Source organism: Thermosipho japonicus (assembly GCF_014201655.1).
GTDB lineage: Bacteria > Thermotogota > Thermotogae > Thermotogales > Fervidobacteriaceae > Thermosipho > Thermosipho japonicus.
Genome location: NZ_JACHEX010000002.1, coordinates 118354 through 139090 on the forward strand (window position 1 = coordinate 118354; position 20737 = coordinate 139090).

Here is a 20737-nt window from a genome sequence, read left to right on the forward strand (position 1 = left end):
AATTCAAACCACAATAGCTAAACACGAGATCATATTTTTGGCTTATCAGCATTACTTAAATAAACAAAAATACTAACAAACCATGAAACAAGCAAGCCTATTGAAACAAGCTCTCCAAATTCTTTTAAAAGCTCTCCTTGGGCTAAAATAAAACTTCCAAATGCAATTATCGTAGTTAAAACAGAAATAGTTACAGCTTTTTCTGTCTTCATAATACTATCTCTTCCATGAAGTATACTGTGTGATAAATGAACCATACTATCTACACCAATTCCAAGAAAAATTGGAATTATTAAAAGATTTAAAAACGTTAAATCTATTTTTAAAGCCACATAACCTATACCAATGGTAGCTAATATTGAAAGAACCACATAGAAAGTCACTTTCAAAGACTTTAAAAAACTCCTTAAATCAATCAAAAGTGTAATTATTATCGCTAAAAACACAAAATATACCGCTTTGCTCGTTGAATTAATCAAATATACCATTACTTTGTAAAATAATGCTGGATATCCAAATACCTTTTTTCCTTTAAGTTCTTCATCAAAAATCTTTTTTAAGTTATTATCTCTCCACAACGAAACTTTTTCTTTAGCATAAAGCAAATAATATCTAGTATTATTAGTATCATAGAAAAATAATGCTGGAATATCTTTTTCTATACTTGAAATAACATCATCGTATGTTTTGGCTGTTCTTAGCAAACTCAAAGTTTCCAAAAGGCTATTATATAAACCATACTTTTTAAATACTACATCTAATATAGGTTCATTTATAACCTTGTAAACCGTCTCATAAAAACTCGGCCTTATTTCTTCCAGTTTTTCAGGCTCTTCGACAAACGAAAGTAATGAAAAAGTATTTGAAAAATACTTAGAATTTTCTATCTCGTTTTTAATTTCTTTCAACTCATCTATACTCTTTGCGGCAATTACAATTTGTCCAACACCAAATTCTCCAAACTTTTCTTCTGCAATTTCAAGAGCTTTAACAGCTTCAGAATTTTCTGGTACAAGTCCTGGTGGAGTATAGGAAAAATTCTTTACAGCTAGGTATGAAAATGCTGAAAAAATAATAACTGCAAACCACACAAGTACTTTTATAGGTTTTATTCTTCTAAGTAGCTCTAAAAAACTTGAAAAGTACTCTTTTTTAGGAATACTTATACTTTGTTGAAACCTAGAATAAAAAGCAGGAACTAGAAAGTTCATATAAACAAAAAATATCATTACACCTATTCCAGAAGATATTCCCATTTCCTGTAAAGGCTTTGAAGGACTGAGAGCAAGTGCTAATAAAGCAATGGAAGTAGTTATTGCAGAGACAAATGAAGGAGTAAAATTTTCCTTGAAAGCTTCAACAATGCTTTCATTTGTCTTTCCATATATTCTCAAATTCTCATGTATTTTTGCAGTTATATGAATACCATAATCAATTCCAAGTCCAAGAAGCATCGCGTTTACAAAAGAAGTAATAATATTAATTTGCTTAAAAAGTAATACTATAATTCCAAGACTTGTACCCATAGCAAGTATCATTGAATAAAACATGAATAACATAGTCTTAGAACTACCGTATGAAATTAATAATAGAAGTGATATACCAACAAGAGAAACAATTGTTGTAATTTGAAAATCTTTCGTTACTTGCTTGTTTCCTATATAATTATTCATCGCAGAACCACTAAATAGAATATTTGCTTCAAATTCTTTTGATAATTTGCTAGCTATATTTTTTAAATCTGGAATTGCTTTGTTTAGAAAATCAATATCCGTTACTGGCTTACTCATGGAAAAATTCATTAATATTACATTTCCATCATTCGAAATTAAATAATACTTTTTTATACCACTTCTTGACAAAAAACTATTAGCATATTCTGATACAGTGGAAATAGCTACCCCCAAGTTTCTCCAAAATCTAAAATCTATAGCAGACCTTGGCTCAACATTTATAACTGCATTGTAGTAATTTAAAACATTAGTTAAACTATTTTCATCAATTGTAAAAATTCCATACTTTAGCATCGTTTCAGGATCGTCAAATGCTTCTGCTTTTGATATATAAGGTGTTTCTTCAAATGCATCCTTTAATTTTTCAACAAACTCATTTACATTGATCTTTTTATTTTCTAATTCAATAACTAAAAGCAAGGTATTTGAAACAACTTTTTCATTTGTAAATTTAACCATATCTTTAAACTCCGGTATTTTTTCCGGGGCAAGCTCAGTAAGTTCTGCATTAACTTTTAAATTTAATAAGCTATATATCCCAAATAGTAAACCAATTAGTGATAGTATAAGAATAAAAACCGAGGCCTTTTTTATTAGAAACTTTGCAAATCTTTCAATCAACTAATTCACCCCCAAAATAAAGAAAGAAAACGAAAAAAGTCTTAAAAAGGTTATATATTTTCTTGATTCATATTCAAGATTATAATAGTTTGAAAACAAAAAGGGAATAAAATACGAAAACCTTGAATCAATTGAAATATGAAAATAAATTCCTATTATAAAAAACAAATAGCATAATAGTGGAGTAAATGAATAAATCCACAATCTCGAAATTTCAGAAAATAAAAATTTCTTACCTTTTATAGATGAAAACAAACTTAAAACCAAAAAATAAAAAATAAAAAACTTTAGTACAAAGGGTGATAAAGTAAAATAATTTACGTGTAATATAAACGATGAAAAAACATACACAATTAAAAATTCTAAAAAGACTAATAATTTATATTTTTCATTTTTCATGAATTTTCACTCCATACCTTTTTAATAACTCAATGGAAATAGGATTTAAATCTTTTGAATCTAAAAACATCCTCTTACCTTTTAAAGAGTGAAATAAAATTTTTCCAAATCTTTCACCAGTTTTTCCAACTTCTACAACTGGCATGTAATAAAAGATAATATCTTTAAACTGCAAAATTTCAATTTCAGAAGTGCCCCACCAATATTTTTTAGATACTGTTTTTTCAAAATAGTTTACATTAAAAACCTTCAAAAAATATTTAACTTCATTAAGCTTTTGTATACTTTCAACTAAGAAAGGGCTTTTACCATATATTTTTGTTTCAGATAAAATCTTCTGCAAAATAAGCTGTTTTTTCAATTTGGAGAATAAGTTACTATAAGGATTAGTAAAATAAAAATAAGGTGGAGATTGTATCTCTACAATCTCCATATTTTTCTGATATACAAATGCAATAGTTAAAATCAAAGCCAAATTTATTAAAGTAATTAAAAACGCAACAAATGCTATTTTCATCTTTTTTCAATAAAGTACTGAATAGCTCTTTTTATATAAGGATCATCTAAATTTACCTCAGTAATCTCTTTCGTATAATCAACAACTTCTTCTTCATGGGCAACATTATCTGTTGCTTCTTGTGTTACATAAATATTTGGCTCAATACCAACTCTGTGAATATCATTCCCACTTGGAGTCTTATAATGTGCAATTGTAATAAACAATACTCCACCATTACTTAGTGGAAAACCTTGTTGAACTGAACCTTTTCCAAACGTCTTTTGACCTATAACTACCGCTCTATTATTTTCTTTTAATGCTCCCGTAACTATTTCTGAAGCTGACGCTGAACCACCATTAACAAGAACAGCTACTGGAACCTTTGGAAAATCATTTCCTTTACTTACGTAGCGCTCTATACTTCCAACTCTGGGTTCTACTGTAACAACCAATTTTCCAGCATCTAAAAACATACTTGCGACATCAATAGCACTATCTAAATAACCTCCAGGATTATCTCTTAAGTCAAATATTAATGCAACAACACCTTTTTCATATATTTTGCTCAATGCTTCTTCAAGTTTCTTAGAAGATGGTTGATTAAACTGTGTTAGTCTAACGTAACCTATCCTTCCTATTTGAGTTTCCACAAAACCATATTTTACAGGAGTAATCTTTATTATTTCTCTTGTAATTTCAAATTCTAAAACTTCTTCTCCTCGTAAAATTGTGAGCTTAACCTTTGTCCCAGGCTCCCCCCTCATCCTATTAACAGCTTCAATATAACTCATTTCTTGAACTGAACTTCCATCAACACTAATTATTAAATCTCCAGCTTTTAAACCGGCTCTCCAGGCAGGTGTACCATACATAGGACTTATTATCTTTATTGCTTTACTATCTGCATCGTATGTAACTTCAATTCCAAGTCCACCATATTCACCTTTATTTTCAATCTCTTTTTCTTCGTATACATCCTTGTTGTAATAATAGCTAAAATCATCACCTAATCCTTTAACAAGACCATCTATACCATAATCAATTACCTTATTAATATCTGCTTTATCAATTTCATAATAGTAATTTAATATATAATAAAGGGTTTCTGCAAGTGGGGTCAGATTATCCTGAAAATTCTTATCCGTTGTAGCACCCGATAAAATAATAGTACCAACCAAAATAGAAATAATAACAGCAGTTATAACTATAAAATTTTTCTTTTTCATTTAATACACCTCCTACTTTTTAAGAACCTTGGTAGCAAACACCAAATACGTTGTATGAGCCACCATTCTATCGAAAGGTCTCAACCTTTCAGGATTTGGCTTATATCTTCTCATAAGATTTTCCCAAACCTCTACATCTATAAAAGGATATTCATATAGCTTTTCCAAAACCTCTTGAACTTGATTTGTAGTAGGACAGATTATTCCCATCTTTCCTCCACCTTTTAATGCTTGCCAACATTGTTCAATATAATTGTGCGGATCAGGAACATCCAACACTAAAGCATCAACATTTACTTCATCAAAACCTCCTGAAATATCCCTTAATTTTAGCTCAACATTGTCAACTAATCCCCAATATTCTAAATTCTTTTTAGCTAAGTTGTAAAAATCTTCTCTTCTTTCATAACCATATACTTTCCCTTCTTTTCCGACAATTCTTGCAAAAGCCCCACACATTGCCCCACTACCAACACCGGTATCAATAACTCTATCGCCAGGTTTAATATCAAGTTTAAATAAAATATATGATGCATCTTTTGGATATATAATTTGAGTTCTTCTTTTCATATTGAAAATTAGATCAATATAAGTTGGCTTTAAAATATAAAAGACCCTATTATTTTTCCCAAAGACAATTGTATCTCCATATTCCCTTCCTATAAGCTCATCCATATTAACATGTCCAAGATGTGTTCCTTTCTTTTTACCAGCCTCAACTGTGATAATAATCTTACTTCCATCATCCCCATATAGTAAAACCTTATCTCCTTCTTTAATCAAAATATATTCCTCCCTAAAATTCTATTTTATAACCAACCTCTAAAGGAATCGTCCCAATTTTTTCATCTTCAATATAATACACAGCATATGAAAAGCCCACAAAAAAGTTTTTAAAATAATACCTTACTCCAGCCAAAACTGAATAGCCAATAGAATTAAGTTTAAAATCACCTGAAAACACTGCTCCACCTTTTCCATAAGTTGTAAAAACACCAAATGATGTCTTTATATTATATTTTCCAAAACTTTGTAATACAAAATTATTTGTTCCTATATAACCAATAGATATTCCAAATTCTGTTTCATTATTTACAGTTAATGGAAAATCTAAAAAGACACTGTAAAAACTGCTAGTATTTGAAGAATCTATTGTAAAATTCCATCCAGCATATGGTTCAAAATCAAAAGAAAAAGCTAAAGATGCAAGTATAACTAACAAGAAAAAGTATAACTTTTTCATAAAATCATCCCCCTATATCATTCTTTAACTGCTGAATTTTTTCTGTATCAATATAAATCCTTTCAAATGTACTATCTCCAACTGTTATACTCAAAGGGCGTTTGGTTAGTGTTGGAATATCTTTAATTCTTACACTGAAATTACCAAGAGAATAAATTAATTTAGCAATTGAAGGAGCATTTAAAGTAGTCTCAGGCCTTAATTCTTTTAAAATCGAATTCAATTTAAAGAAATCGAATATTTTTAATCCTCTTTCACTCAATACATTAAATAAATCATCAAAAGTACTTGCATTTATATTGAGCTTTTTTGCAGCACTTGCAATCTTGCCAGAGTCAACTACTACATAATATTTATAATTTGAATTTACATTGAACATTTCACCAAGTATTTTTAAAGCAAGTATTGGACTTGAAAAACTAATTTCCTGTTTTTTTTCTGGATCAAATGTGTGATTTTTTATCTTTAAAATATTGACTGTTCTTTTTGAACCATTGACAATAACATAAAAACCTTCTTCATTAGACTTGTCAATGAACAAATATTGACTTACATAAGAAAGATTAAACTCTTCGTTATTTTTAACGGAGTAAATTTTCCAAAAAAATGCTCCTGTAATCCCTGTTATTATAACCAAAGTAAGCACTATCCAAATCCATCCGGTATTTCTTCTCCTTCTTCTCATATTGAACCTCCCTTTCTCTTCCTTATCAATTCATTCCAGGATTCTATACTTTCTTTTAAAATAAATAAATTCCTCTCAATAGCATAAATTAACTTGTTTCTAAGAACCTCAAAATACCCCATTTCAATATCCTTAAATGCTATTTCTCTTAATTTATTAACATTTGGATAGTTTCTTGTCTCTTCCAATGAATCAGCTAAAAATAAAAGTTTTCCATATATTCCAAAATTCTTATAACCAGATGTATGATATCTAACCGCATCTAAAAGTTCTTCATCTTCAACATTAAATCTAAATCTTAAAAATTCAGCAGCCAGTTTTCCATGAAGCAATATTGGATGTAATTTTTCTTCATCAGTTAAAATCAAATTATACCCTCTTGCAAGTTTTAAAAGTTTTTCTTGATTGATATCTCTAAAAATATCATGTGCATATCCAATAAATTCTGCAATATTCCCATCTAACCCATGAACTCTTGCAAGGGTTTTTGCAAACTTTGCTGTTCCTTCAACATGTAAAAGCCTATCTTTGCTAACAAGCAAACTTACTACATTCTTTATTTCATCTATATCTACTATCAATCATACACCTCCTTGTAGACATTTTCAACTGTATAATACCTTTCAATATACTCAACAATACTTTCAATACTTTTATATATTTGAGATTTATTTATACTTACCAAAGAAACACCCAACGTAATAAAATCTTTTGAATCCTGGTCAGCAATTTCTACAACAGAAATATTAAAATTACTTCTTAAATCATTTATTAGTCTTTTAACAATTGATCTTTTCTCTTTTAAAGATTTAATACCAAATATTCGTAAAGTAATCTCCAAATAACTAGCAGGCATCTTATAACTCCTCAATTGTAAAGTTATCATTCGTATATATACATATTTCACTTGCTATTTTAATTGCTTCAAGTGCTATCTCTTTTGCACTTAAATCTGTATGCCTTAAAAGCGCCTTTCCTGCTGCAATAGCATATGGAGAACCTGAACCAATTGAAGCAATATCATCTTCTGGCTGAATCACTTCACCTGTTCCTGAAACTATAAAAGTGTATTTTTTATCCGCTACAAGAAGCATTGCCTCCAATCTTCTTAAGACTCTATCAGTTCTCCAATCTTTTGCAAGTTCTACAGCTGCTTTTAATAAATTTCCTCCCCATTCTCTGTATTTTGCCTCAAATCTATCAAAAAGGGCCATTGCATCTGCAACAGAACCGGCAAACCCTGCAAGAACATTACCATCCCCCATCTTTCTAACTTTTTTTGCATTTCCCTTTAAAATAGTATTACCATATGTAACTTGCCCATCAGAAATCATGACAACTGAATCATTCCTTCTAACACATACCACAGTAGTCGAACGCCATTTCACAATTCCACCTCCACACTTGCCTTTTTTAACCTATTCATGACTGATAATAATATTCCTTTTTCTTCAAAAGTCTCTATAAAAGCAACATTGAAATTAGACCTATCAAATTCTCTCAACACTTTAAACAAATTTTGAGCAATTGAATAAGGCTCAGATAATTTTCCAAGTATCATTATACGATTATCAGGATAAAATTTTTTATGTTCTTCAGGACATATAAAAACACCATTTTCACTTATTGCTTTCTTTATAACTTTCTCTCTTTGAACTTTATTGTACCTATACACTGGTTTTTCTGGTGCATAATGCCTATATTTCATACCAGGAGCTTTTGGATTATCAACAGAACTTGCATCAATTACAAACTGTGGAATTTCAACTTTTCCAAAAATCGATTCAAGTTGCTCTATTGTTATAGGTCCAGGTCTTAATATAATAGGGATTTCAGATGTTAGATCAATAATTGTAGACTCAAGTCCGAATTCTGAACTTCCAGCATCAATAATAAAATCAATTTTCCCGAAAAGATCTTCAATAACTGCTTGAGAATCCGTAGGACTTGGCTTTCCTGATAAATTTGCACTCGGAGCAGCTATAGGACCAGCACATTTACATAATTTTCTTGCAACAGGATGTGCAGGAATTCGAACTCCAACTGTTTTGAGCCCGGCCGTAACATTTTTTGGAAGGTTTACCTTCTGTTTCAATACAAATGTAACAGGCCCTGGAGTTAACTTATTTATCGCTTCAAAATATTTTTCATCTACCTCTGCAATCTCTAAAAGTTTTTCAAAGCTATCTACATGAACTATTAATGGATTATCCTTTGCCCTACCTTTAACTTTAAAAATGTTGTCAACAGCCTTTTCTTTAAACGCACTTGCCCCAAGACCATAAACAGTTTCTGTAGGAAACGCAACAAGTCCGCCACTTTTTATAACATTACATGCTTCTATTAAATCCTTTTCATTAAAATCTAATGGATCAATTTTCAATATCTTTGTTTTCACCGTATCTCCTCCAAAGATAATCAAAAACCTTCAAATAGTTACTTAAAAACTGTTTTGAAATATATGCCATTTCAAAATTTTTTGTCAGACCATTTACTGTGATATTAGCCGACCCTAAAAAAACGGAATTATCCACTATCACAAACTTATGATGCAACATTTTATCTCTTACAATAACAATATTTCTAATAGGATATTTCTTTAAAATTGAGTTATCAAACCATTTATCAGTAATTATTTTTACTTCAATTCCACGGGATTCTTTATACTTCAAAAGCGCAAAAACTTTCTTATTAGTAAGCGCGTACACACAAACATAGATTCTTTTCTTAGCACTTTGAATGAACTCTAAAAGCTTTGATTCTACATCATTATAGCCCACAACAAAAAAATTTTTACATCCAGATACTCTTCCATCATTCCATAAATTTAAAAATAAATTCTTAAAATTTTCTACCTTATCTTTCTCAAATACAACTATATCATTGTAGCCTTCAAAAAGTCCACTATCTGTAAAATTTGCTGAGCCAAAAATTACACCATTGTCATTCACCATGAATTTTGCGTGATGAAGAGATTTTTCATAATCTTTTAAAACTTTACATTTTAAATCCTTATTTGAAACCTCTAATATAACCCTAACATCCAATCCTTTTTCACTTAATCTATTTATCGCTTCAACAACATAATAATTATCCAAACTGTACGAAGATACATAAAGAAACTTGTTAGAATTATTTATAAAATCAACTACAACATCAGTCAAATCAACAAATTCAGTGAAATAAACATTAGCTGAAAATACTACTAAAGAAAGGAAAATAATTAAAATGCTACTTATTTTCATCTTCTCCAACCTTTAATAATGCTAAAAATGCTTCTTGAGGTATAGAAACATTTCCAATCTCACGCAATTTCTTCTTTCCTTCTTTTTGTTTTTGGAGCAGTTTCATCTTTCTTGTAACATCTCCACCATAACATTTTGCAAGAACATCCTTCCTAAGAGCTTTAATTGTAGAACGTGCTATAATTCTGCCTCCAGCTTTTGCCTGAATTGGAATTTCAAATTGATGCTGTGGAATAAGCTCTGCCAATTTATCAACTAACTTTCTTGCCATAGAATACGCTTTATCTTTATGAGCAATTATAGAAAGAGCCTCAACCGGTTCTTTATTTACCAATATACTAACCTTAACCAGATCACTTTTTCTATATCCAATAAACTCATAATCCATAGATGCATATCCTCTACTCAACGCTTTCATCTTATCAAAGAAATCAAATATTATTTCAGCAAGAGGTACTTCAAAATTCAAAACAACTCTTTCAAAACCAGCATTTTCAGTACTTATCATTGTTCCACGTTTTTCATTTTGAACAAGATTCATCAATTTTCCAAGATATTCAGGCGGTGTTATAATCGAAAGTTTTACATATGGCTCATATACTTCTTGTATAGTTGATTCATCTGGAAACTTTGCAGGATCATTTACTATCAATTCCTCGCCATTCTTCAATAAAACCTTATACTCAACATTTGGAGCCGTTAATATTACGGTCATTTCAAATTCTCTCTCAAGTCTTTCTTTTACAACATCCATATGCAACAAACCTAAAAAACCACACCTAAAACCAAATCCAAGTGCTGGTGAATGATCAGGGTAAAAGACAAGAGCCGAATCATTCAATTTTAATTTTTCTAGAGCCTTTCTAAGTTCTTCGTAATATTCTGGAACTCCAGGAAACATCCCAGCAAAAACCATAGGTTTAACCTCTTTATAACCTTCAAGTGGCTCTTCAACTGGATCGTTTGCATCAGTAATTGTATCACCAATTCTTGCAAGTGAAACTTCTTTTATACCTGCAATTATATACCCTATATCCCCTGCCTTTAGTTCATCTACAGGTGTCATATCAGGAGTAAATACACCAGTCTCGATAACTTCATAACTTTGACCGTTTGAAAACGTCATTATTTTATTTCCAACTGAAACTTTACCATCAAATACTCTAATATAAACTATTACTCCTCTGTATTTATCGTATTTGGCATCAAATATTAATGCTTTCAATTTTCCGCTCTCATCACCACTTGGTGCAGGAACCTTTTCAATAATATCTTCTAGTAACTCTTCAACACCTATTCCTTCTTTCGCACTAATTTTCAAAATCTCAGAGCTTGGTATACCAATTAAATCCTCAATTTCAAGTTCTGTTTCAGCAACGTTGGCATTTGGAAGATCTATTTTGTTAATGGCCGGAATTATCTCCAAGTTATGCTCCAAGGCTTTGTAGGTGTTAGCAACAGTTTGGGCTTGAACGCCTTGGGATGCATCAACTAGGAGTATTGCACCTTCAACTGCCGCAAGACTTCTATCTACTTCATACGAAAAATCTACGTGGCCAGGGGTATCAACTATATTTATTTCATACTCTTTTCCATCTTTCTTGGATTTGTAAAAAACTCTTAAGGGGTGAGACTTTATAGTGATTCCCCTTTCTCTTTCAATATCCATACTATCTAAAAATTGCTCTCTCATTTTTCTCTTCTCAATTGCACCCGTTATTTCTAAAATTCTATCCGTCAATGTTGTTTTTCCATGATCTATATGTGCAATAATACTTATATTTCTTACATTCCTCAAGATTTTCCCTCCTTTAATTGAAACACCAGCTGCTTAAAATATTCTCCTCTCTCCTCAAAATTTTTAAAGGCATCAAAACTTGCACCTCCTGGGCTTAACATAATTACATCGCCAGGGTTCGCTATTCTAAACAATTGATTCACAGCCTCATTTATGCTTGAACATTCCATAAAATTAATCCCATCCAAATATGGCTTTACATCTTTTGTAATTGGTCCAACCAAAGCCACAGTTTTTACAGAATTTTTTAGAACTTTTCGTAATAAAGTATAATCTTCATTTTTTCCAATTCCAGCCATTATAAGATGCAGCTTTCCATCAAAATTTTCAACTGCCCTTATAACTGCAGCAGCATTAGTTGCCTTTGAGTCATTAAAAAATTTAACTCCATTTATTTCAGTAACATATTCCATTCTATGTGGTAACTTTTCAAAATCTTCCAAAAAATCTATGTTAAATTCAAATCCTGCAACTTCAACTATAGTCTTTGCGGCCGCTACATTTTCAATAGTTTGTTTATACCTTAAATGCTCTGGAAGTTCCTTTATTTCAAAATCATATTTAAATGGAACTTTCTTTGCTTTAACTTTATCAAGATTCTTAACTATATATTCATCATTAGGATTGTAAACAAAAAAATCATTCTCATCCTGGGAAAGTGTTATTTTAAATTTTGAATTTATATAGTGATTCATATCCGGGTGCCAATTTAAATGATTAGGATAAATGTTTAAAATAGAAGATATATTAGGTTTGAATTTATCGGACCAAAATAGTTGAAAACTACTAACTTCTAAGACCAAATAATCAGCCCTTAAATCATCATTCAATAATTTTGCTATAGGGATTCCTATATTTCCAGCAAGCAATGTTCTTTTATACTTGTTTAATACATGCTGAATCATCGATACAGTTGTACTCTTTCCCACCGAACCTGTTACTGCAATAACATACGGAAACCAATTTATTTTTTCAAATTCTTTCAAACAAAAAGAAATTTCCGTATCTATCTTTATATTATTTTCCTTTGCCTTCTTGATTATTTCATTTTCAAAATGTATTCCAGGACTAACAAGAATAACATCCGAATCTAATACTTTTTCAGTATGACCATTTTCTTCAAAATCCACACCAAAAGAATTCAAAAACTCTTTATCAACTTCACTCAATTTTCTTCCTTCACTTACAAAAACACTTTCTCCTTTTTTTAAAAGATATTTCAAAATTTCTTTATTACTAATTCCAAACCCAAGTAGTGTATATTTCAAAATCAATCACCTCTATCTTATTTTAGCACATTCAAAAAATTTTTCATTTCATTTATACATATTTCATGAAGTTTTTCTCTCTTTTCATTTTTCTTCATCTTAACGTTTATTAAACCAAAATTTGCATACATAGGCTTTAATTCATCAGCTTTTGTAATATAATTGATTAATGCACCCGTCATTGTCTTAGAAGGTAATTTTACAGGTTCCTTTCCACTTAAGATTCTAGATATATTTAAACCAACATATATACCACAAGCTGCGGATTCTAAATATCCTTCAACACCTGTAATTTGACCTGCAAAGAATATATTTTTATATTTCTTATGCCTTAAAAATTCGTCTAAAACTCTTGGTGTATCAATATACGTATTTCTGTGCATAACACCGTATCTTAAAATCTCTGCATTTTCAAGCCCAGGAATGAGTCTAATTATTCTTTTTTGTTCAGACCATTTCAAACGCGTTTGAAATCCAACAATATTATACATATTTCCTTCTTCATCCTCTTTCCTTAATTGTATAACTGCATAAGGAATTTCTCCCGTGTGTGGATTTATTAGTCCAACTGGGCGCAGTGGTCCAAATAATAAAGATTTTTTGCCACTTTTTGCTATCTCTTCAATTGGTTGGCATCTTTCAAAAAGAAGCTTTCTATCAAAGTCTTTCATTTCAATCATTTCAGCATTAACTAATTCGTTGTAAAACCTTTCATATTCTTCTTTTGTCATAGGGCAATTAATATAATCTCCTGTTCCAATACCATATCTGTCCCCTACAAAGCATTTATTAAAATCAATACTATCTCTTGAAATTATTGGTGCAACTGCATCAAAAAAGTTTAAAAATCCGCCTGTTAATTTAGAAAGCCATTGTGCGAACTTTCCATCTGTAGTAGGCCCAGTTGCAACTACCCAAATTTCATCCGTGTCTAGATCTATTTTTTCAACTTCTTTTCTTACTATCTCAACATTTTCAAAACTTTCTAAAACTTTTGTAATACATCGTGAAAATTTTTCTCTATCAACAGCTAGTGCTTTTCCAGCAGGGACTCTTGTTTTGTATGCACAATTCAAAATTAGTGAATCAAGAAGTTTCATTTCTTCTTTCAATATTCCTTCAGCATTCTTTAAATTTTCAGACTTTAAAGAATTACTACATACAAGCTCACCAAAAGTCTCCATTTTATGTACTGGTGAGAACTTCACGGGCTTTTGCTCAAAAATTCTAACTTTAAATCCTTCTTTCAATAATCTATATGCAACTTCAACACCAGCAAGTCCTGCTCCAACAATATTAACTCTCAAACTTGTCACCCTCTTTTACAAGCCCTCCATTTTTTGCATCAAGAAAAGTTATAGGCTTTTTACCTGGAAACTGAATATATTTAATTCCAACAATTCCACCCTTTGCACTAATGAATCCACCTTCATTATTTATCTTCAACACCTTTCCATATTCTTTTATATTTTCATCTCTTTCAACATAAAAGACCTGGAATAGTTTTACCAACTTTCCTTTCAAAGATACTCTCACACCAGGGATAGGATCATACGCTCTGATTTTATTTTTCACAGTTATATAATCAGCAGAAAAATCTAATTCCAAATCTTCTTTTGAAATCTTTGGTGCATAAGTTGGCTCACCTTCTTGCGGATAAAGATTAGGAGGATAATTATTTAGAAACTCTAGCAATGCCTCTTTTCCAAGACTTAAAAGTTTTTCATACAAGCTACCAAATGTTTCAAACTCATCAACACTTATTTCTTTCTTCAATGCAATTGGTCCATTATCCATACCCTCACCAATTTTAAAAATAGTAATTCCTGTCACGCTTTCACCATTTTCTAATGCCCTTTGAATTGGTGCAGCACCTCGGTATTTTGGAAGAAGTGAAGCATGTATATTATAAAAAGGAATTGCATTTAAAAATGGAGGTTTTAAAAGTTTTCCATAAGCAACTACAATTCCTAAATCTGGCTTAAATCTTTCAATAATAGAAAGTCCCTCGCTTGTAAGTTTTGTCGGCTGAAAGATAGGAATGTTATACTTTTGTGCAACTTCTTTTACTGGAGTTGGTTGGATCTTTTTACCTCTCCCCTTTGGTTTATCAGGTTGTGAAATAACTGCTACAACATCAAAATTATTTTTTATTAAAAACTCAAGATGCTCACTTGCAAAAGAAGGGGTTCCTAAAAATAGTATTCTCATAACTTACCTCCTTCAATAAAAAAGGATGCTATTTGCACCCTTTATATTTTTCAAAAAGTTTTAAGAAATTATCGTTTGAAAGCTGTTGTGGACGCAATTTTAGATCAAACTCTGAAAAACAGTCCAAATTTTTGACAAAACCTTTCAAATTATTCAAAAGAGTTTTTCGCTTTTTTTCAAAACATTTTGATACAAAACTCCAAAATTCTTCTATATTGTACTTTTCATAAATTTTTTCCTTACGAGTAAATTTTAATACTACACTATCAACTTGAGGTGGTGGAACAAAATTCCCTTTTGAAACATGTAATACTTTCTCAATATCTGTAAATGTTTGAACCACAACAGTTAAAAAACTTCTATCCTCACCTGGCTTTGCTAATAATCTATCTCCAACTTCTTTTTGAACCATTAAAACAGCTGTTGAAAACTTGGAAAAAAGTATTTTTTTTACTATCATTCCCGTTATTGAATATGGTATATTTGAAACAACCTTAAAATTTTCTCCAAGAAGCTTCATATCAAATTTTAAAAAATCCTGGTAATAAATTTTAAAATTTTCAAACTCATTAAACCTGTCCAAAATGGGAGTTAATCTTTTGTCTATTTCAACTGCTACAACATTTGCTCCTTTTTTAATCAAAAGTTCCGTAATCGTTCCAGCACCGGGACCAATTTCAAGAACAGTTTCACCAGTTTGAATATTTGCATTTTCTATTATTTTCTTTGCAATTTCCATATTTGTAAGAAAATTCTGCCCTAGTGACTTTTTTAAGTTTAATTTATATTGCCTTAAATAATCAGCAATTTTCACTCTTTCAACTCCACCTTTACAAAGCCGGGATACTCTAGACTTATTATTTTTCCATTTTCATATTTGATCTTTATACTCTCGTCTTTATACTTTATTTCAAAAATTTCTCCATTTTTCTTCAAACTCGCTTGTCCAGTTGCAAATTCTGTCTTTGAAGGATTAAAAATTAACTGTGGTACAACAAGCTTAAAATAAGGTATTGGGTACTCTAAAAGCCTTTCAATATGTGCCAAAATAAAATTATTATCAAGTATAACAAATTTTCCACCTGAAAGTTTATAACTTGTCTTTGAACCATATCTAGTCTCATAAACAAAGTTTATTTCATTTCCATCATTTTCCGCCTTTAAAATTCCAGTAAAACTTCCATCAACGGTAAAAGAAGCCACATAATTTTTAAACCATAAGCCATCATATACTGTTGTAGCATCAACTGTGTAGACAACTCCATAATCTATCGTGGATATACTTCTATAGGTTTGTGGGTCAACTTTAATCAGCACAGAAGTCCCGAATGATGTTTCACCAATTTTTATGTTATACACACTTGAAAAAGAAAGTATAAAGATAGATAAAATCAAAAATACGCTTAATCTTCTCATACAATTCACTCTCCTAAATAGATATAATATTGCTTACACACATTGCAGTCATTGCTTTGAGGTTAGTTTCTGGATATACACTATTTCCAGTCTTAAATTTTATACTTACAGGACAATTAATAATCTTTTCTAGATTTTTTGAAATTTCAGCTCTATACTTTCCTAGTCTAAAATCAGTAATTAACACACAGTCAACGCTCTCGGGGAAAAAACCATTTTCTTTCATGCTCTTTAGAACATTTTCTAAAATGAAAACACTACTTATACCTTTTGGAACATCTTTTTCTGGAAAAAGTTCACCTATATCTTTCTTAAGTGAAACACCCACAAAGGAATCTACAATACTATGAATCAAAACATCTGCATCCGAGTGACCATCAAGTCCTATATCTGATTCTATCTCTATACCACCTAAAATTAATTTTCGATCCTTTTTAATAGGATGGGTATCCCATCCTATTCCACTTGCAATATTCAGCTTCGATTTTTTATGCATTCTAAATATCTTATCATCCAACCCTTTTTCCACAACAAATCCCATTTTTTTATATTTTTCAATCAATTCTTCCGTAACATCCGTCAAAATTCTACTATAATCATGTGATATTACAAATCTATATAAAAGCTCATATTCCAAGTAAAAATCTTGTGCAGAAAGAGAAATGATATATACATCATCTACTGAAAAATTCAACAAAATTTGACCTATTATAGATGCTAATTTAACACCTGTACCCAAAACTTTCAATCCTAAAATTTTAATCCACTTTTCATATCTATGCCTAAAAGCACTTTTAGAAGCATATAGGAGAACACCTAAAATTTTTCCTTCATCACTTTCAATTACAAGTGAATTTTCCATTAAGAAAGGAGGAATATTAAAAAGTATTGCCTTTTTAATTATTTCAAAGGCATCTTTTTTAAACAAATAATCAAAGTATTCTTTTTTTTCTTCATATATGAATCTTGCACAATCTATGTAATTGTCTTCGTTAATTTTTGTAAATTTCATTTATACACTCTCCTATAGTATCTTTAGAAAGTAAAGTATTATAATCAAAAGTCCGGAGAATATCATAGTGGTTATAAAAGCCCAGAAAAGCTCAGATCCACCAGGAACATTTACATTAGCAGGTTTTACTATTTTTACTTTATGCTCTGAAATTTTTTCTGTATTTTTTTGCTTTTCCCTTAACACATTCTCATCATATAATAACTTAAATGAAGGACTTACTACAAATTTTCCATAAATTTCATCACCAAGGTCTATTTTACATAAATACAAATATCCCTTCTTTGTAGGAATCATTTCCTTAGCCAAAATTTTGGCAGGAAATGGTAGGACTTTATTGTCTTCGACAAAATTTTTCGGATATTTTTTTCTTAATTTTTCCTCCAATTTATTTATTTCCACAGGAACTACATATATAACATCTCCAACGTCAAACTTAGTAATTGATTCCCCACTTATTGGATCAATAACAGGAAAAAATTCTGGCAATTTTTCAAGATCAGATCTTTTATACAAGTCACTTATAATTACATCCTCAAAGTCTTCTTTCATATCTAGAACGTTATAAGCCGAATATTCCTCCAGCGTCAAACCATCTGCTACTACCTCCAAGTCAGGTTTTGGAGACCATTCTTCAATTAAACCGGTCAAAATAACCTTCAAAAGTTCCATGTCATTTTCCTTTACTGCAGCCGTAATTTCAATACCTATAGCAATTTTTCCTCTTTTATTAAAGATTGTATTTAAAAATGAATTAAAAGAAATTGTCAAATCTTCAACGACTGATTCTTTCATCAGTTCATTTTTTAACTTGTTATATTTCTCCTTAAAATCTAAAATATTATCATTTAAGTCTATCTCATCTAATTGCTCAGAAAATCTAAGTGGTACCATTAAAAAATCAAAATCTGGAGCATTATTAGCTTTCCCAAAAAGAAAACCAACAAATTCTTCCGCAGTAGCTTTACTTCTTCCTTTTACCTTAACAAAATATAGGTCCATTCATTAAACCCCCTATACATAATCACCTGAACTTAAATTCTTATTTACAATCTTATCAATTCCAACAACACAGTTTTTACCAATTTCAACTTTACTTTCAATAATACTATCCATACCAATAACAGTTATTTCTGAATTGTAAACCTTTTTATTTAATTTGCTTTCTGCAAATTCTCCAACTCCAATCTTTACAAAATCTCCAATTACCACATTTTCAGCAATTATAGCATTTTCAATATAGCAATTTTCACCAATTCTTACATTACTCATTATAACTGAATTTTTGACAATTGAACCTTTCCCAATTTCCACACCTTGCGCAAGAACAGAATTTGAAACCGCACCATAAATTTCACATCCTTCACTAATCAGTGAATTTTTAACTTTTGTACTATCTGCTATGTAAGCAGGTGGCATTTCTTTAGAATGAGTATAAATACGCCAATTTTCATCATGAATGTTAAACGGTGGTATTGGTCTTGTGAGTTCTAAGTTAGATTCCCAGTATGAATAAATTGTTCCTACATCTTTCCAATAACCATCAAATGGAAATGCAAAAACTCTTTCTGTTTGAATAATCTTTGGAATGATATCTTTACCAAAATCATGAGAGCTCTGATCATTTTTCGCATCTTCAATTAATGCTTCTCTTATAAAACTCCACTGGAAAACATAAATTCCTAATGAAGCAAGTGTTGATTTAGGCTGTTTAGGTTTTTCTTGAAATTCTATTATTCTATTTTCAAGATCAGTAACCATTATACCAAATCTACTAGCTTCGGATAGTGGAACTTCCATACACGCAACAGTTGCAAGTGCACTTTTAGCTTTATGATAATCAAGTAGTTCATTATAGTCCATTGAGTAGATATGATCTCCTGATAAAATAACAACATATTCCGGATTATAATCATCTACAAATTCTATATTCCTATAAACAGCATCTGCTGTACCATTATACCAAACACCCTTTTTTTCAGTATAATAGGGCTGTAAAATAGTTACTCCTCCATCTTTTCTATCTAAATCCCAAGGTTTACCTATTCCTATATGCTGATTCAAAAGATGTGGTTTATATTGTGTCAAAACTCCGATTTTATAAATTCCTGAATTAACACAATTACTTAATGTAAAATCAATAAGTCTATATTTCCCTCCAAATTGAACGGCAGGTTTTGCTATCTTTTCAGTTAATACTCCAAGTCTTGTACCTTGACCACCAGCTAAAATAAGCGCAACAACATTCTTCACGCTATCAACCCCTATATTATAGTCCTCTTCTCAAGTACTACTAATTCATCTTCTCCAATTATAACTTGACCTTCTCTAACATGGCAATCTTTATCCAGGATAGCATTCTTTACAACAGCACCCTCCTCAATTACAGTACCTTGCATAATTATTGAATTTTCTATTTTTGCACCAGCCTTTACAACCGTACCTCTAAACAAAACAGAATTTTTCACACTACCTGAAATAATACTACCATCTGCAACTATAGAGTTTACAACTTCTGAATTGGATGTAAATTTTGCAGGTGGAAAATCTTTTAATTTAGTGTACACTTTACCATTTTGATAAAACAATTCTTCCCTTACATTTCTATCATTAATAATATCCATATTTATTTTGAAATATTCATCAACACCCTTTTTAATATTTCTCCAATATCCCTTAAAATCATATGCATAAACATTAAGTTCATCAAGTCGAGGCAATATAACATCTAGTAAAAGATCATTTCCTCCATTAGGCACCGTCGAATATAGCAACTCCATCAAAAGATGCTTATTGATAAAGTATATCCCCAAAAATGCTCTTCTAGTTGGCGGATTCTTTACTTTTTCATAAAATTTAGTAATTTTCATATTTTCATCTACAATAACACTTCCATATTGACTTATGTCGTACGTATCATCAAGTTCTTTTGTTATAAGAGTTATATCCGCACCTTTTGAAAAATGATACATATAAAGATCGCTATAATTCATTTTGTAAATATGATCTCCAGAGCCTATCAATACATAATCCTCTTCTCCACGTCTTAGTATGGTCATATTTTGAAATATTGCATCTGCAGTACCTTTATACCAATATTCACCAGAAAAACCTATATAAGGTTGCAAAATAAATAAACCACCTTTTTTCCTATCCAAATCCCATTCTTTACCAGAGCCAAGGTGATCCATTAAACTTCTAGGGTTATATTGTGTAAGAACTCCCACTTTTATAATTCCAGAATTAACCATGTTACTCAAAGTAAAATCTATTGCTCTATATTTCCCAGCTATAGGTAGGGCTGCACTTGCACGTTTGTAAACTAGCTTTCCAAGATTCTCACTTTTTCCTCCTGCAAGAATTAAGCCTAATACTTTCAAT

Annotated in this window: 22 protein-coding genes; all 22 read right to left on the reverse strand. The window is 30.6% G+C overall.

What is annotated here, in order from left to right; all coding sequences use genetic code 11:
- Nucleotides 1-29 precede the first annotated feature (29 nt).
- From HNP65_RS04500 to glgD, 22 genes are read right to left on the reverse strand one after another with little or no spacing between them, the layout of a single operon-like run.
- Nucleotides 30-2354 carry an efflux RND transporter permease subunit gene (locus tag HNP65_RS04500; RefSeq protein WP_184619135.1) on the reverse strand — a complete coding sequence of 775 codons (2325 nt, stop codon included), beginning with the start codon at nt 2352-2354 and terminating at the stop codon, nt 30-32.
- Nucleotides 2355-2753 (reverse strand): hypothetical protein, encoded by a 399-nt coding sequence (locus HNP65_RS04505; RefSeq protein WP_184619136.1) that lies wholly within the window; start codon nt 2751-2753, stop codon nt 2355-2357. It abuts the gene before it with no gap.
- The gene (locus tag HNP65_RS04510; protein WP_184619137.1) at nt 2743-3270 is read right to left on the reverse strand and encodes a hypothetical protein; all 528 of its coding nucleotides are present in this window, start codon (nt 3268-3270) and stop codon (nt 2743-2745) included. The genes HNP65_RS04505 and HNP65_RS04510 overlap by 11 nt, the downstream gene beginning before the upstream one ends.
- Nucleotides 3267-4478, reverse strand: coding sequence for a S41 family peptidase (locus HNP65_RS04515; RefSeq protein ID WP_184619138.1), 1212 nt, complete (start codon nt 4476-4478; stop codon nt 3267-3269). The genes HNP65_RS04510 and HNP65_RS04515 overlap by 4 nt, the downstream gene beginning before the upstream one ends.
- A gap of 12 nt (nt 4479-4490) precedes the next feature.
- Nucleotides 4491-5261, reverse strand: a complete 771-nt coding sequence (locus tag HNP65_RS04520) for a tRNA (adenine-N1)-methyltransferase (RefSeq protein ID WP_184619139.1) — start codon at nt 5259-5261, stop codon at nt 4491-4493.
- Between the two features lie 13 nt (nt 5262-5274).
- The gene (locus HNP65_RS04525) at nt 5275-5721 is read right to left on the reverse strand and encodes a hypothetical protein (RefSeq protein WP_184619140.1); all 447 of its coding nucleotides are present in this window, start codon (nt 5719-5721) and stop codon (nt 5275-5277) included.
- Nucleotides 5722-5725: 4 nt separating this feature from the next.
- The gene (locus HNP65_RS04530) at nt 5726-6406 is read right to left on the reverse strand and encodes a hypothetical protein (protein WP_184619141.1); all 681 of its coding nucleotides are present in this window, start codon (nt 6404-6406) and stop codon (nt 5726-5728) included.
- Entirely contained in the window at nt 6403-6987 is a 585-nt protein-coding gene (yqeK, locus tag HNP65_RS04535) for a bis(5'-nucleosyl)-tetraphosphatase (symmetrical) YqeK (protein ID WP_184619142.1), read from the reverse strand. The genes HNP65_RS04530 and yqeK overlap by 4 nt, the downstream gene beginning before the upstream one ends.
- Nucleotides 6984-7262: a DUF503 domain-containing protein gene (locus tag HNP65_RS04540; RefSeq protein ID WP_184619143.1), complete on the reverse strand. Its 279-nt coding sequence runs from the start codon at nt 7260-7262 to the stop codon at nt 6984-6986. The genes yqeK and HNP65_RS04540 overlap by 4 nt, the downstream gene beginning before the upstream one ends.
- A gap of 1 nt (nt 7263) precedes the next feature.
- The gene (gene hslV, locus HNP65_RS04545) at nt 7264-7794 is read right to left on the reverse strand and encodes an ATP-dependent protease subunit HslV (RefSeq protein ID WP_004104244.1); all 531 of its coding nucleotides are present in this window, start codon (nt 7792-7794) and stop codon (nt 7264-7266) included.
- On the reverse strand, nt 7791-8804 hold the full coding sequence (locus HNP65_RS04550) for an L-threonylcarbamoyladenylate synthase (protein WP_184619144.1): 1014 nt from the start codon (nt 8802-8804) through the stop codon (nt 7791-7793). The genes hslV and HNP65_RS04550 overlap by 4 nt, the downstream gene beginning before the upstream one ends.
- Nucleotides 8779-9651: a phospholipase D-like domain-containing protein gene (locus HNP65_RS04555; RefSeq protein WP_184619145.1), complete on the reverse strand. Its 873-nt coding sequence runs from the start codon at nt 9649-9651 to the stop codon at nt 8779-8781. The genes HNP65_RS04550 and HNP65_RS04555 overlap by 26 nt, the downstream gene beginning before the upstream one ends.
- Nucleotides 9638-11449: a translation elongation factor 4 gene (lepA, locus tag HNP65_RS04560; RefSeq protein ID WP_184619146.1), complete on the reverse strand. Its 1812-nt coding sequence runs from the start codon at nt 11447-11449 to the stop codon at nt 9638-9640. The genes HNP65_RS04555 and lepA overlap by 14 nt, the downstream gene beginning before the upstream one ends.
- The gene (gene murD / locus HNP65_RS04565) at nt 11446-12717 is read right to left on the reverse strand and encodes a UDP-N-acetylmuramoyl-L-alanine--D-glutamate ligase (protein WP_184619147.1); all 1272 of its coding nucleotides are present in this window, start codon (nt 12715-12717) and stop codon (nt 11446-11448) included. Before murD ends, lepA begins: the two co-directional genes overlap by 4 nt.
- Before the next feature lie 17 nt (nt 12718-12734).
- A complete protein-coding gene (gene trmFO, locus HNP65_RS04570) occupies nt 12735-14024 on the reverse strand; it encodes a methylenetetrahydrofolate--tRNA-(uracil(54)-C(5))-methyltransferase (FADH(2)-oxidizing) TrmFO (protein ID WP_184619352.1) in 1290 nt (429 codons plus the stop codon).
- Complete coding sequence (gene fmt / locus HNP65_RS04575; protein WP_184619148.1) at nt 14014-14928, reverse strand: methionyl-tRNA formyltransferase; 915 nt, start codon at nt 14926-14928, stop codon at nt 14014-14016. The genes trmFO and fmt overlap by 11 nt, the downstream gene beginning before the upstream one ends.
- A 28-nt stretch (nt 14929-14956) precedes the next feature.
- Complete coding sequence (gene rsmA / locus HNP65_RS04580) at nt 14957-15742, reverse strand: 16S rRNA (adenine(1518)-N(6)/adenine(1519)-N(6))-dimethyltransferase RsmA (protein WP_184619149.1); 786 nt, start codon at nt 15740-15742, stop codon at nt 14957-14959.
- The gene (locus tag HNP65_RS04585; RefSeq protein WP_184619150.1) at nt 15739-16344 is read right to left on the reverse strand and encodes a hypothetical protein; all 606 of its coding nucleotides are present in this window, start codon (nt 16342-16344) and stop codon (nt 15739-15741) included. Before HNP65_RS04585 ends, rsmA begins: the two co-directional genes overlap by 4 nt.
- Before the next feature lie 13 nt (nt 16345-16357).
- Nucleotides 16358-17356: a 2-C-methyl-D-erythritol 2,4-cyclodiphosphate synthase gene (locus tag HNP65_RS04590; RefSeq protein WP_184619151.1), complete on the reverse strand. Its 999-nt coding sequence runs from the start codon at nt 17354-17356 to the stop codon at nt 16358-16360.
- A 12-nt stretch (nt 17357-17368) separates the two neighbouring features.
- Nucleotides 17369-18358 carry a DUF4899 domain-containing protein gene (locus tag HNP65_RS04595; protein WP_184619152.1) on the reverse strand — a complete coding sequence of 330 codons (990 nt, stop codon included), beginning with the start codon at nt 18356-18358 and terminating at the stop codon, nt 17369-17371.
- Between the two features lie 12 nt (nt 18359-18370).
- Complete coding sequence (locus HNP65_RS04600; protein WP_184619153.1) at nt 18371-19609, reverse strand: glucose-1-phosphate adenylyltransferase; 1239 nt, start codon at nt 19607-19609, stop codon at nt 18371-18373.
- Nucleotides 19610-19620: 11 nt separating this feature from the next.
- Nucleotides 19621-20736, reverse strand: coding sequence for a glucose-1-phosphate adenylyltransferase subunit GlgD (glgD, locus tag HNP65_RS04605; RefSeq protein ID WP_184619154.1), 1116 nt, complete (start codon nt 20734-20736; stop codon nt 19621-19623).
- Nucleotide 20737: the final 1 nt, after the last annotated feature.

Bases quoted from the DNA above. Each gene is read 5' to 3' on its own strand.
- HNP65_RS04505 (WP_184619136.1), bottom strand. From the start codon at position 2,753: ATGAAAAATGAAAAATATAAATTATTAGTCTTTTTAGAATTTTTAATT.
- HNP65_RS04510 (WP_184619137.1), bottom strand. From the start codon at position 3,270: ATGAAAATAGCATTTGTTGCGTTTTTAATTACTTTAATAAATTTGGCT.
- HNP65_RS04515 (WP_184619138.1), bottom strand. From the start codon at position 4,478: ATGAAAAAGAAAAATTTTATAGTTATAACTGCTGTTATTATTTCTATT.
- HNP65_RS04525 (WP_184619140.1), bottom strand. From the start codon at position 5,721: ATGAAAAAGTTATACTTTTTCTTGTTAGTTATACTTGCATCTTTAGCT.
- HNP65_RS04530 (WP_184619141.1), bottom strand. From the start codon at position 6,406: ATGAGAAGAAGGAGAAGAAATACCGGATGGATTTGGATAGTGCTTACT.
- HNP65_RS04540 (WP_184619143.1), bottom strand. From the start codon at position 7,262: ATGCCTGCTAGTTATTTGGAGATTACTTTACGAATATTTGGTATTAAA.
- HNP65_RS04555 (WP_184619145.1), bottom strand. From the start codon at position 9,651: ATGAAAATAAGTAGCATTTTAATTATTTTCCTTTCTTTAGTAGTATTT.
- fmt (WP_184619148.1), bottom strand. From the start codon at position 14,928: ATGAGAATACTATTTTTAGGAACCCCTTCTTTTGCAAGTGAGCATCTT.
- HNP65_RS04585 (WP_184619150.1), bottom strand. From the start codon at position 16,344: ATGAGAAGATTAAGCGTATTTTTGATTTTATCTATCTTTATACTTTCT.
- HNP65_RS04590 (WP_184619151.1), bottom strand. From the start codon at position 17,356: ATGAAATTTACAAAAATTAACGAAGACAATTACATAGATTGTGCAAGA.
- HNP65_RS04595 (WP_184619152.1), bottom strand. From the start codon at position 18,358: ATGGACCTATATTTTGTTAAGGTAAAAGGAAGAAGTAAAGCTACTGCG.